Here is a 13427-nt window from a genome sequence, read left to right as displayed (position 1 = left end):
GCCGCAATTAATATTCATCTAGATGCAAGACTTAAGGTTTCAGGTTTTAGTATTTTAAATTTATTAAAGTAGCTATTTGACAATTAAATGTTTTTTCTAAAAGTTCCTGCATCTTGTAGTCTTGTTTGCTATGCCTATTTTTATTACTAACTACTCCCTGAACATAAAATTTATAGCGTTATAATAATTCTGTACAAAATCAAGTTTTACATATTAGTTTCCGTGACTACTCTAAGTAATTTCCTTTATCGTATTCAGCTGAAATATAATTTTTCAAGTATCCAAGTTGCTGCTTTCTTACAAATCCACCTTTGTCATAAGCTGAAGGATGTAAATTAACTAATATTAAATCCTTACCTTCATCTATTGCTATTCTTGACTCCATGAAACATCTATCCAAGTCGGCTAACTGCTTAAACCAATTTTCTATACCCGGAAGTACGTATCTATTTGAAGTTTCTATTTTATAATTAGAAAAAGTCACTAGTCCTGCTTCAACCTTCCCATGTGGTTTTAATATAGGTATTGGCACCCAAGGTGACTTATAGTTAATAGCTAAACTTGAGCTATAGTCGGATAAGCTACTTTTAATATACTCATATTCATTAATATTATAACTTCTTGTAGCATTAATATCTACTTCCTGAAGAAAAATAAAGGAAGCTTTACTATCTTTTATAAATTCATTCATACCTTTTAAATTCTCTAAAGTTTTCTCTTTACTTTCTGACCGGGATTGAGTTCCGCCATCCATAAAGAAATCTCGACCTTCATCCATTCCAGCATAGCCAATATTGTAAGTTAATAGAGAAAAAGTTTGGTTTATATTGATACTCTTTTGTTTATTATTTTCAACAGCTATAGGAATTATCTCCTCTGGCTTATAATCTGTTAGTACCATAAATAGTACGTACAGACCCAAAAATAATGTTAGTGTACCAACTAAAAGTAAAATACGCTTAAGATACTTCCTTAACATAATAGCCCCCACCTCTCATAGATTATATTGTAATACCTAAATTCCGCGTCAAATTTAAATTACCTTAGTTTACGGTTAGTTAATGAAGAATTTAGGAAGTGTTTTCTATATAATACCATTTATAGAATTGAATATGTATATTTCTTAATGAATTATTTTTTCTCCATTGTTTGTGGAGTTTTATCCTAATCTTTATTTTAGTACTATTTTATGATAATATATTATTAAATTGGTAGATTATAATGAATGATGGTATTTGTTGGTGGAAGTTAAAAAAGTAGTTGTTTATAGTAGTAAGCAATCCCGAAATGTAATAGTTAGAGCAAAGGAGAACACGGATGAAATTCCAAAAGGCAGTTGAAGCAGATGTTAACAGTATAATGAATATCATTAATCAGGCACAAGTTTATTTTAAGGAACATGGGGTTAATCAATGGCAGGATAATTACCCTAACTTTAAAACTGTAATGTATGATATTAATAATAAAAATGGGTATGTTTTATTAAAAGATAATAATGTAGTTGGTACTGCAGCAGTTACTTTTGATGGAGAAAAAAACTATGAATTTATTTCAAGTGGTAAATGGGCTAGCGATGATAAGTATGCGGTTATTCATAGGATGGCTGTTGACTCCAATTATAAAGGATTGGGACTAGCATCTGTAATTATCAAAAATATAGAGAGAATTTGTTTGTATAAGGGCATACACAGTATTAGAATAGACACACATAAAGAAAACATATCTATGAAAAAGCTGCTTTCGAAAGAGAGGTTTGCGTATCGCGGCATAATTTATCTAGATGACCAAAGTAAGAGAATTGCTTATGAGAAAACACTATGAAAGTATCAAAAAAAGGGGAGAGGGAATATAATATATAAACAAGATATAATATATTAGATACAACATTTTATTTGAGATAAATGTTTGGAGGGAATAGATGATTTGCAACAATTGTAAAAACGAATTTACGAATATTAGTGTGTTAAATTTTTGCCCGTATTGTGGAGCAAAAATAGAAGAGCAAATAGAAGAAAAAATAGATTTAGAGACTGAACAGATTTCTAATGAAAGTGAAAGTGGAGAGGTCGAAAATATAGTTGCAGCGGAGACAATGCATCAGGATACTTTAGATATGCCTGCAATAACGGACAAGGATATAGAAAAATATAAAAGAGATAAGTTTTTTGCCACTTTTAAAAAAACATTTAAAGATATGAAAGTAATTATTCCAATAATAGCGCTGCTGGCGGTTATAGGAATAGGCTTATTTGTATATAATGTTTTTATAGTAAAACCGGTAGATGAAGTAAGAATAAAGGAAGATATGATAGGAAAAGTAATAACTCTTCCTAAAGGGACAAGCATAAAAATAAGTGAAGATTACATAAAAAGTTTTACAATAGAGAGTAGAAATGAAGATAAGGTTAAAGAAGATATAAAAGTAGCGGTAACACTTAACAATGGTGTTATTGAATCAAAGATACTGTTAGCACTAGCCTATACATATGAAGGTCAAAATTATTGGGAAGTTAGTGATGAAATTGTACTTGAGCGAGTTACATCACTTAAACCAGTGGTAGGAATGGATGAAAAGACGTTCATTTCTGCATTGAAAATATTAAGTATTCCTATTGCGGGTACACCAAAAATTTTAGGAGAACAAGAGGTTAAAACTCTTGAAATAACCTTAAGAACTGCGGATTTTGAGAATGGCAAAGAAGAGATTATAGTGGATACATCTATAGACAGTGGTATTTTGGCAACTGAAGGAAAAATAAAGTGTGAACTTGTTTTTGAAAATGAAGCATGGAAAATTTCTACCATTGAGCAAAATAGTGATGAGGACTTTGAAGTAGTACTATCTAAAGGTTTATCTGATGACAAGATTATTGAATCTATAAAAAGTAAGGGAATGCAAGAAACTGTAACTTATCCGAATTTCTTTGAAGGCAAAGGGTTTCCTGTTAATGATAGTTTTACTAAGAGTATTAGTATAGCAGATAAAAGATTGGATATGCAAAATGGAGTATTATATGTAACTGCTAAGAGTGAAAACGTGGCAGGACAAATAAATACGGTATTAGAAACGGCGTATACACTACAGATATCCTTTAGCAAAATAACAATATTAGAAGGGGCAAAAACTACAGTGGATAGCGGGACAATAAATAAGGTGTCTAAGGAATTAGTAATATCAACTATTACCGATGCTGAAATTCAAGGTAGTAATGGATTTTGGCCGTTTTCTAATAATCATAAAATAACAGCTGAAGAAGCTAAGACCTTTAAAGCCGGCGAAATATTGTCTGAAAAAGGCCTTGAGAACATAAAATATGTTTATGGGAGTATTATTTATAAAGACGGTTCAAAGGATAAAACAATTGCTTTTGTGGCGCTATATTTCCTTGTTTACGACGATAATAACGGATACAATTGGAAACTTGATAAGATAGATGGTGAAAAATCATCTAATTATAGGGAATTTAGTAAAGCAGCTAAAAATCAATAAAGAATTATAAAAATAAAAGACCTATAAAAGGTCTTTTATTTTATCTTGCGAGTAAGTCCATATCCACCATAGACATCTCTTGATTCATTTATAGATATAAAATACTTTAAATTCAATTCGTTTAAATTTTTCAACAGCACCTTTTTACGTTTTCTTGCCATATATGCAACTATAAATTTATTTTCATCTTTTTGACCTTGAGATTGCATTACAGTAAATCCAATTTCAAGCTCTTTTAATCTAGCTACAATAATGTCCTTGTTTTCTGTGCTTGTAATTATAGTAGCAGTGACAATTCCAAGGGCTACTTTTTCTTCTATTACACTACCTAAATAATTTCCAACTACAAAACCTAATACATACATAACACCTCTTAGTGGGAATTCAGATAATCCTGTTAAAACTTTTGCAGAAACTAGAAGCCATATTGTTATTTCAAAGAAAGCTACAAAGGCTCCTCTTACTTTTTCACCTTTTGTTATAAGTACCATTCTAACAGTTGCAAAAGATACTTCTATGATTTTACACAAAAATATTATTATACATATTCCAATTTCACTTGTCACTTTTACATCCCCCCTTTACATCTCCCTTTTCATACATACTTCTATAAGATATCATAAATACCTTTGTTATGAAAGAAAAAAATAAAATCTTATATGATTTATTAACATGTATTGGTATAATATTAATAATAGTAAATTAGAAGGCCTAGGGGATAATGATATATATAAACAAAGGAGATAAAATATGTTAATAAAAGTACTTACTGAGGTTAATGCAACCCAATTTTGGGATTTAAGATTAAAAGGTTTAAGGGAAAATCCAGAAGCATTTGGAGCATCATATGAGGAAGAATTGAACATTCCGATGGATAAGTTGATCCTAAGGTTTAATGATGATTTTATAGGACATTTAGAGGATAATTTTATATTAGGGGCATTTGATGAAAACAATGATTTGGTTGGTATGATTGGACTTCGAAGAGAAAGAAGAGCAAAAATGAAACATAAAGCTAGTTTATGGGGTACGTATGTAGCATCGCAACTGCGTCAAACTGGCATTGGTAGATTATTGCTTGTGGAACTGATAAATAGAGCTAAGTCAATACAGGGGTTAGAGCAAATAAGTTTAGGTGTTGTAAGTAGTAATGTACAAGCGAAGGGGTTGTATGCTTCAGTTGGGTTTCAAATATGTGGACTGGAAAAGAATGCGTTAAAAATTGGACAAACTTATTTTGATGAAGATCTTATGGTGTATTTTATAAAGTAAAAAATAGTGGTTATTTTATGGACTGGAATTACAAGTAATGTATAATTGTTACACCATTTAAATTCCAAATAAAAGAGTAACTTAAGTGAAATTAAGTTACTCTTTTATTAATGTAGTTATATTAATTATTTATTATCATCCACCATATTTTTTTCTGCTGCTTCTACCATTCTCCTTACCATTTCTCCGCCTACATTACCTGAATTCTTGATTTTATTTACCATATTACTAGGTACATCTCCCATATTTACATTGTTGCCTGCAATGTTATCGAATGCCATATCTTCTGTTACTTCCATCTTGAATTTCTCTAGTTTTCCCTCTGTGTATGGTACTAATGGTCGTCTAGTCATTTTATTACCTCCTTAAATTATATATTGTAGTTAGTATTAACTTACTTAAGGGTAAATAAACATCCCATACACCAACAATTTAAAAAGGTTGGTGTATGGGAATAAGGTTATTTTATTTTATTAGAATATAAATATGCTTTCAATTCTTTTTTGATCATTATATAGTAACTAGGAACTGCGTATAATAATATACCCATTTTAAAAATATCAGGAACATAATTACCAAATAGCACTTCTAAGCCATCACCAAAGTAGTAAGCGCCAAGTCCAACTAAAAATAGGTTTAGGATATAAAATACTACACCTATATTAATTTTAGCAATTCTACTACATACAACATAAACAATTAGAGCTGCACCTACTAAGCCGAGTAGTGATGAAATTACCAATAATAAAACAGAACCAGTTGCAGAGCTAGTTAAAATAAATAATGTTACTTCTAACAATTCTCTAAAGAATGTTATAGCGGAAAGAATAAAGACTCCCTTTTGACTTAATGAAATAAATTGTTGATTTGGGGTAGTGCTGAAAGATTTATTTTTCCTTAGAATGACTAAACTATATAATATTAATGCGGCTAATACTACACCGAGCATTCCATCAAATAATTCTCCTGTAGGGCCGTTTAATAAAGCAACTTGTGAAAATATTATTGTGCCAAGTATAGTTGCAAGAATGGTTCCGAATGTCCCACCTAGCAAGGCACTCTTACTCATACCATATAATTTATTTTTGTTGAAATAAACAATTAAAGGAATTATAACCAAAAAAATTTCTATGCCTTCTCTTAAATTTATCATAAAAGGTGTAAACATTGCATCCACCTCCAAATTGTATTGTAAGCTTGTCTATATAACATAATATGATGGAATTGGATTTTGGTGTCTATTGCTTTAATGCTTTTTTGATGTTATAATTTGTTGAATTAATAAATTGAATATTAGCTTTAGGTGCCCTGTAAAAGGGGTTAAAAGGGAAAGTGGTTAAAAACCACTACAGCCCACCGCTACTGTAATAGAGGATGAAATCCATAAAACCATTGGGAAACTGAGAAGGTTGGAGAGTAAGATGATACTAAAGTCAGTAAACCTGCCTAACGTGAAAAGTTTTAATCTTCGGAGGGAGGATGAAAATACACAATTTAATAATGATATTGGATTATTCAATACGTGAAAAAGTAAATTGTATTATTCCACACCTTTTAGGTGTGGTTTTTTATTTGCTCTTTTTTCTATATAAAAATTAAGGAGGAGGACTTTAAATGGCTAAAATAATGGTTCAAGGAACTGCATCTTCCGTTGGGAAAAGCATAATAGTTACAGCGTTATGTAGAATATTTAAACAAGATGGATTTACAGTGTGTCCTTATAAATCTCAAAACATGTCGCTAAACTCTTACATAACATTAGATGGTAAGGAAATGGGAAGAGCTCAGGTGCTTCAGGCTTATGCAGCTGGACTAAAGCCAGAGGCTTACATGAATCCAATTTTGTTAAAGCCAACCACGGATAAAAAGTGTCAAGTTATTGTAAAGGGAAAGGTGTTTTGTAATTCTTCAGCTGCAGAGTACCATAATATGAAGCTAGAGTTTAGTGAAATGTTAAAAGTGGATTTTGAAGAGATTGAAAAGAAATTTGAAATTATTGTTATGGAGGGAGCAGGTAGCCCTGCAGAAATAAATTTAAGGGATAGAGACATTGTGAACATGGGGATGGCAGAACTTGTAGACGCACCTGTGGTTTTAGTGGGTGACATTGATAAAGGTGGAGTTTTTGCAGCCTTAGCAGGAACTATGCTTTTGCTAGAACCTAAAGAAAGAGAAAGAGTTAAGGGCACAATTATTAATAAATTTAGGGGAGACTTAGAAATATTAAAGCCTGGACTTAAGATGATTGAAGATATAATCAAGACACCATGTCTTGGTGTGGTTCCAAATTTTGAACTTCAACTCGAGGATGAGGATGGAGCAGTTGAGTTTAATAAAAAAGCTACAAAGGAAATTGATATTGCAGTTATAAAATTACCTCATATATCAAACTTTACAGATTTTGATGCTCTTAAGATTGAAGAAGATGTTTCTGTTAGGTTTATAACTAGTAGGGAGGAGTTTGGACATCCTGATTTACTCATAATTCCTGGAACTAAAAATACAATTGAAGATTTACTTGTTTTAAGAGAGAGTGGACTAGAAGAAGATATAAGACACTTTGGGGAAATTGGTACCGTAATAGGAATCTGCGGTGGATATCAAATGCTTGGTAATGTTATTTCAGACCCTGATGACGTGGAAGCAGGTTTAAAAAACATAGAAGGAATGAAGCTTTTAGATATTGATACGGCGTTTAGACAAGAAAAGGTAGCCACAAGAGTTCAGGCTGTGTTTAATAACGAGAGTGTATATGGCTATGAAATACATATGGGAGTTTCTACCTATGGCAAAACAGTGCAATCACTATTTAATATAATTTCTGAAAATGAAGAAGTAGTTAATTACCAGGATGGAGCTATAAACAAAGAGGGTAATGTTATGGGAACTTATATACATGGAATATTCGATGGTATAGCCTTTAGGCAGCACATACTAAATAAGCTGAGAGTTGAAAAGGGTTTACAGTCAAAAGAAGCTAAAACTTATGAAAATCTTAGGGAAATAGAAATTGACAAATTAGCTGATATTGTGAGAAATAGTATAGATATGAAAAAAATATATGAAATTATTAATCTATGATAGATATAGGTGTGGCGGTGCTACTTGATTTTTTAATTGGAGACCCTTATTGGTTTCCACATCCGATTATATATATTGGTAAACTTATAGCTTTTCTTGAAAATATTTTTAGAAAATACTGCAAATCTGAAAGGATGCTTAAATTTTCAGGCGGGATAATTGTAATTATAGTTATGTGTACGAGCTTTTTAATTCCATACTTTATATTATATATAACTAGAGATTTATTTTGGGTTCATAAGATATTAAATATACTTATTATTTGGACAACCTTAGCTGCTAGATGCCTTCATAAAGAGGGGATTAAAATTTATGAATCTTTAAAAACTTATGATGTGCAGGATGCAAGACTAAAGCTTTCTTATATAGTAGGGAGAGATACCAAAGGTTTAACCGAAAAGGAAATAATAAGAGCGGATGTGGAAACCGTAGCTGAAAACACTTCAGATGGTGTTATTGCTCCTCTTTTATTTGCAATGATTGGTGGTGCGCCACTAGCAATGCTTTATAAAGGAGTTAACACAATGGATTCTATGCTTGGCTATATGAATGAAAAATATAAACATATAGGTTTTTTCCCTGCTAAAACTGATGATGTATTTAACTTTATTCCTGCACGAATTACAGGTATTCTTATTTGCATAGTATCACCTATAGTTAAGGGAAATATCTTTCGAAGCTTTAGAATAATGATGAGAGATAGAAAAAATCATAAGAGCCCAAATTGTGGCTATCCTGAGGCAGCAGTTGCGGCAGCACTTGGAATTCAATTAGGCGGAACTAATACTTATTTTGGAGAGAGTGTAATAAAGCCTACCATGGGAGATTCTATAAATAAACTTAGTATGGAACATATAAAATATACAATTATGCTGATGTATTTAGCTGAAATAATTTGCCTTGCAATATATTTTATTATTTTTATATAAGAACAGCTAGCGGATAACATTTATACGCTAGAGCTTGTCACTTTTGCCACTTGCCACGTGGGTGGCACTAATCTAGGGGGGAAGAATGATGAATGAAAAGAGTTGTATACCAGTTCATGGTGGGGATGTATACTCAGAAGGTATATTTAAAGGAAAAGATCTGATAGATTTTAGTTCCAATATAAACCCGCTGGGAGTGCCAAAATCATTTATAAATAACTATGGAGAGGCCTTAAATTCTGTTACAAGATATCCAGATATTAAGTACAGACAGCTAATAAAAAACTTGGGTAATTATGTAGATGAAAAAAAGTTTATTAAAGCTGATAATTTTGTACTTGGGAATGGTGCTTCAGAAATTATTGATTTAGCAATTAGCACTTTAAAGAGGTTACTAATTATCGTACCTTCATTTGGAGGGTACGAAGCTAGTGCTAGGAAATGGGGATGCGACCTAGAATACTCTTATCTTAATGAGAATATGAGTTTTGATTACGCGGATATATATTCAAAGCTTGATAAGGTTGATGGCTTAATAATAGGAAACCCAAACAACCCCAGTGGAAATATTATTGATAAAGTAAGGTTTGATAATATTTTAAAATATTGTGAAGTGAACAATAAGATTGTAATTATTGATGAGGCGTTTATTGAATTTACTAGTAGTATGAGTTTAAGCTTTACCAGTGAAATCAAAGATTATAATTGCATATTCATCATTAGAGCATTAACAAAATTCTTTGGAATGCCTGGAATAAGATTTGGGTATGGAATCAGTAAAAACTTAGAGCTACTTAGAAAAATAAAAGAAAAACAAAATCCTTGGAATATAAATTGTTTTGCTGAAACTGCTTGCGGATATGTATTAGAGGACAAGGATTATATAGAAAAATCTAAAAAATGGATACAGGGGGAGAAAAAAAATCTGCCAAGAGAACTTGAAAGCATAAGTTTTATTGAAAGAATTTACCCAACAGAATGTAATTATGTGCTATGTAAATTAGTGAATGTTAATGAAGATTACCTATATAGAAAATGTATGGAGCAAGGAATTCTTATTAGAAGGGCATCAAATTTTAGAGGATTAGACAAGAGCTATGTAAGGTTTGCAATAAAAGATAGAGAATTAAATGTGAAGCTAATTGAAGCTTTGAAATGCATTGAAAATATTTTAAAGATATAGGGGTGAGCAAATGAGAAGTATAGTAATATCATCAAATAGCAGCGGTGGTGGAAAGACCACTGTAACTCTAGGCATTATGAAGGCTCTTATGAATAGGGGTTATGATGTGCAAGGATATAAAGTTGGACCAGACTATATAGACCCAGCTTTTCATAGTCATGTTACAGTGAAGCCCTCAAGAAATTTAGATTTATTTTTAATGGGAGAGGATGGAGTTAAAGCAAGCTTTACTCGTGGAATTAACGACTTAGATGAAAAACAACTTGGGGTTATTGAAGGAGTTATGGGACTTTATGATGGTAAAGGCATAACATCAGAGTTTTCAACAGCTCACGTAGCAAAAACTTTAGGTTTACCAGTTGTACTAGTGATTTCGCCTAAAGCGCAGTGTGCAACGCTTTGTGCTGAAATAAATGGTATTGTGAATTTTGAGGATATAAACATAGTGGGAGTTATTTTAAATAATATAAGTGAAAGTTATTTTAATCTTTTAAAATGCTCTATAGAGGCAAATTGCAATGTAGTGGTTTTTGGTTATTTACCAAAAGATGAAAGGCTTAATTTAAAAAGCAGACATCTAGGGCTTGTGCAAAGTGGTGAAATTGAAGACTTAGACTATAAAATTAGTGTTTGCAGTGAACTTGTAGAGGAAAATGTTGATTTAGATGGATTAATAAAATGCTTTGAAAGAAGTAATGGGTATGAAGATAAATTTCATGTGGATAACAAAGGTATGAAGATAGCAGTTGCAATGGATAATTCTTTTAGTTTTTATTATAGAGAAAACTTGGAATTATTAGAGGAACTTGGAGAAGTTATTTATTTCAGTCCCTTAAGAGATAGTAAACTTCCTGAAGATATTGATTTCTTATATATTGGCGGAGGTTATCCTGAGGTATTTGTAAAAGAACTTAGTAGCAATAAGTCTATGCTTTTAAGTATTAAAAATGCACTTCAAAATGGACTTAGGTGTTACGCCGAATGTGGTGGATTAATGTACCTAAGTGAAGATATAGGTGGAGTTTCTACAGTGGGGTTCTTTAACGGTGGTTCTTATATGACAAATAAACTTCAAAACTTTGGATACGCAGAACTTACTGCGAAAGAGGGGTGCACAACTAAGGATAATGATTTAAAAATAAACTGTCATGAATTTCATAAATCATATGTGAAGCTTAACGAGGAAAAAAAATTCACACTAATTAAAAATATGTATAATGGTAATATTAAAAATTGGTCCTGTGGATACATTAAAAATAATACTAAAGCACTGTATGCACATGTTCATTTTTTTGGTAATATGGAGTTTTTTAAAAGCGTTATTTTAGGAAAATAAGATGGGAGATGCAATATGGGAAAATTAATATTAGTTACAGGTGGATCTAGAAGTGGGAAAAGTACCTATGCTGAAAATTTGGCAAAAGTCTTCAAGGATGAAGTACTTTATATTGCCACATGTGTTCCCTTTGATGATGAAATGAAAGATAGGGTTAAAAAACATAGGGAAAGTAGGCCTAACACCTGGACAACCTATGAAGATTATAGAAATTTAAAACAAGTCTACTCCAAGGAAGAGATTTCGTTTAAATGCATTTTACTAGATTGCATTACAGTTATGATAGCTAATCTTATATTTGATTTAATAGGTGAAAATGTAGAAGAGCTAACCCCAGCAGAAATTAATGATATTGAAAAAAGTATTTTAAATGAGATAAAAGAGTTTATAATCGAAGCAGATAAAAATACACAAACAGTTATACTTGTAACAAATGAAGTGGGATCTGGAATTATTCCTGATAATAAGCTCTCTAGAATGTACAAGGACATTGCAGGGCGTACCAATCAATACATTGCTTCTAGAGCTGATGAGGTTTATTTAACGGTATGTGGAATACCTATAAAGATTAAGTGAGGTAGATATGAAGAAATTTATACTAATGATTCAGTTTTTTACAAGGATACCAATTAACATGGAGATAGATATAAAAGATGATGATTTTGCAAAGGGGATAGTATATTTTCCTATTGTTGGTTTACTTATTGCTATAGTTAACGTACTAACGTATTTGTTATTTGCTAAGGTTTCTACTGGGTTACTTCCAGTAGTTATGGCTGTTTTAGCAAATGTTCTTATCACTGGGGCGCTTCATGTAGATGGACTTGCTGATACCTGTGATGGAATTTATTCTGCTAGAAAAAAAGAAAGAATGCTTGAGATTATGAAGGATAGCCGCCTTGGCACAAATGGTGCTGTTGCAATATTATTTGACTTAATACTTAGAATTACACTACTTAGCAGTGTTTCCGAAACAAATATTATAAAAGTAATATTAATAACAACAATTATTTCAAAAACCATGGTAGCGGTCCTGGCCTATATATCCCCCAAAAGAAAAAATGGGCTTGGAGGCCTTTTTGTTGGTAAAGTATCAATAAAAAATATATTAATTACATTATTCATTTGTGGAATGTCCTCTTTTTTAATTTTTGGTTATATGGCACTTGTAATTATTGGACTAAATGTTGTACTAATGATTATTTTTAGAAATTACATATTAAAAAGATTAGGTGTTATATCAGGAGATATACTTGGAGCTGCCAACGAAGTAAGTGAAATATTTATACTAGTGGTCGTTATTATTATGCAAAGGTTTTTATTATTATGATCACCTTATATATGGCAAGACATGGAGAAACCAAATCAAATAAAGATAAAGTATATTATGGGTGGACGGATGTGCCACTAACTTGTAATGGTGTAAAGCAATGTGAAGGACTTAGGGATAAACTTTGCAATGTGGATTTTGATGTAGTGATTTCAAGTTCTCTTGAAAGAGCATTAAACTCAGCAGAGATAATAGGTGATGTGAAACGTGAATGCATTGCAGCGTATGCTGGTCTTAAGGAACTTAATTTTGGTAAATGGGAAGAGCTTCATTATAAGGATATTGAAGAGAAATATAATGATGATTGGAACTGCTGGACACATGATTGGGAGAATTTCTGTATACCTGAAGGAGAGAGTTTTAGTGGATTATACAAAAGAGTTAAGACGTGTCTTTACGAAATACTGGAAAAATATAAGGATAAAACAATTTTACTAGTTTGCCATCAGGGAACTTTAAGAATAATATCAACAATATTACTTAATATGAAGGTATCTGATTATTGGTCATTTACTTTTGAATTTGGTATGTTTACATTGTTTGAAATTCAAGAGGATTTAACTATTATAAAAAAGATTAACATTTAATTTATGGAGGCGTTATTATGTTCACAATGAAAATGTTATAACAAAATTAGAAACATTAAAATTAAAGTGATAGTAATTATACAGACCTGAAGCATAAAAATATAGCCCTTGTATATCAAGGGCTATAAGTTTTTTTCGAAAAACTTTTTCTTAAATGCCTCTGGACAACACCACAGATCAAATGTTATGATAATATTGGAAAGGTAGGTGGGGCACAAT

14 protein-coding genes and 1 riboswitch are annotated in these 13427 nt (G+C 31.5%); of the genes, 10 read left to right on the top strand and 4 right to left on the bottom strand.

The features are described from left to right. Positions 1–226: 226 nt before the first annotated feature. A complete protein-coding gene (locus JJD95_RS17330; RefSeq protein ID WP_291644310.1) occupies positions 227–979 on the bottom strand; it encodes an endonuclease/exonuclease/phosphatase family protein in 753 nt (250 codons plus the stop codon). Between the two features lie 338 nt (positions 980–1317). On the opposite strand from JJD95_RS17330, the gene JJD95_RS17325 reads away from it, so the two are divergent. Beyond that, a complete protein-coding gene (locus JJD95_RS17325; RefSeq protein ID WP_291644309.1) occupies positions 1318–1821 on the top strand; it encodes a GNAT family N-acetyltransferase in 504 nt (167 codons plus the stop codon). 97 nt (positions 1822–1918) lie between these two features. After that, on the top strand, positions 1919–3490 hold the full coding sequence (locus JJD95_RS17320) for a hypothetical protein (protein WP_291644307.1): 1572 nt from the start codon (positions 1919–1921) through the stop codon (positions 3488–3490). Positions 3491–3525: 35 nt separating this feature from the next. Here JJD95_RS17320 and JJD95_RS17315 read toward each other — a convergent pair whose 3' ends face one another. Next, complete coding sequence (locus tag JJD95_RS17315) at positions 3526–4056, bottom strand: DUF5698 domain-containing protein (protein ID WP_291644305.1); 531 nt, start codon at positions 4054–4056, stop codon at positions 3526–3528. Between the two features lie 184 nt (positions 4057–4240). Here JJD95_RS17315 and JJD95_RS17310 point away from each other — a divergent pair, with 184 nt between their 5' ends. Beyond that, entirely contained in the window at positions 4241–4762 is a 522-nt protein-coding gene (locus JJD95_RS17310) for a GNAT family N-acetyltransferase (RefSeq protein ID WP_291644303.1), read from the top strand. A gap of 125 nt (positions 4763–4887) precedes the next feature. Here the strand turns inward: JJD95_RS17310 and JJD95_RS17305 are convergent, their stop codons facing one another. Together JJD95_RS17305 and JJD95_RS17300 are read right to left on the bottom strand one after the other, a co-directional pair. After that, positions 4888–5115, bottom strand: coding sequence for an alpha/beta-type small acid-soluble spore protein (locus tag JJD95_RS17305; protein WP_291644301.1), 228 nt, complete (start codon positions 5113–5115; stop codon positions 4888–4890). Between the two features lie 107 nt (positions 5116–5222). Beyond that, complete coding sequence (locus JJD95_RS17300; RefSeq protein WP_291644299.1) at positions 5223–5930, bottom strand: FTR1 family protein; 708 nt, start codon at positions 5928–5930, stop codon at positions 5223–5225. 116 nt (positions 5931–6046) lie between these two features. After that, positions 6047–6227: riboswitch (cobalamin riboswitch) on the top strand. 149 nt (positions 6228–6376) lie between these two features. Between JJD95_RS17300 and JJD95_RS17295 the strand changes: the two genes are divergently transcribed. From JJD95_RS17295 to cobC, 7 genes are all read left to right on the top strand, one after another. Continuing rightward, positions 6377–7843, top strand: a complete 1467-nt coding sequence (locus JJD95_RS17295; RefSeq protein WP_291644296.1) for a cobyric acid synthase — start codon at positions 6377–6379, stop codon at positions 7841–7843. Further along, positions 7840–8772, top strand: a complete 933-nt coding sequence (gene cbiB, locus JJD95_RS17290; protein WP_291644294.1) for an adenosylcobinamide-phosphate synthase CbiB — start codon at positions 7840–7842, stop codon at positions 8770–8772. The genes JJD95_RS17295 and cbiB overlap by 4 nt, the downstream gene beginning before the upstream one ends. An 85-nt stretch (positions 8773–8857) precedes the next feature. Then, entirely contained in the window at positions 8858–9955 is a 1098-nt protein-coding gene (locus tag JJD95_RS17285) for a histidinol-phosphate transaminase (RefSeq protein WP_291644292.1), read from the top strand. A gap of 10 nt (positions 9956–9965) precedes the next feature. Then, complete coding sequence (locus JJD95_RS17280) at positions 9966–11291, top strand: cobyrinate a,c-diamide synthase (protein WP_291644290.1); 1326 nt, start codon at positions 9966–9968, stop codon at positions 11289–11291. Positions 11292–11306: 15 nt separating this feature from the next. Further along, positions 11307–11867 (top strand): bifunctional adenosylcobinamide kinase/adenosylcobinamide-phosphate guanylyltransferase, encoded by a 561-nt coding sequence (gene cobU / locus JJD95_RS17275; RefSeq protein ID WP_291644288.1) that lies wholly within the window; start codon positions 11307–11309, stop codon positions 11865–11867. A 7-nt stretch (positions 11868–11874) separates the two neighbouring features. Beyond that, on the top strand, positions 11875–12621 hold the full coding sequence (gene cobS / locus JJD95_RS17270; protein WP_291644286.1) for an adenosylcobinamide-GDP ribazoletransferase: 747 nt from the start codon (positions 11875–11877) through the stop codon (positions 12619–12621). Positions 12622–12632: 11 nt separating this feature from the next. Further along, positions 12633–13208 carry an alpha-ribazole phosphatase gene (gene cobC, locus JJD95_RS17265; RefSeq protein WP_291644284.1) on the top strand — a complete coding sequence of 192 codons (576 nt, stop codon included), beginning with the start codon at positions 12633–12635 and terminating at the stop codon, positions 13206–13208. The last annotated feature ends 219 nt before the right edge of the window (positions 13209–13427 follow it).

This window comes from Clostridium sp. (assembly GCF_016650035.1).
Taxonomy (GTDB): Bacteria; Bacillota; Clostridia; order Clostridiales; family Clostridiaceae; genus Clostridium_AD.
This window is presented reverse-complemented; position numbering and strand designations above follow the sequence as displayed.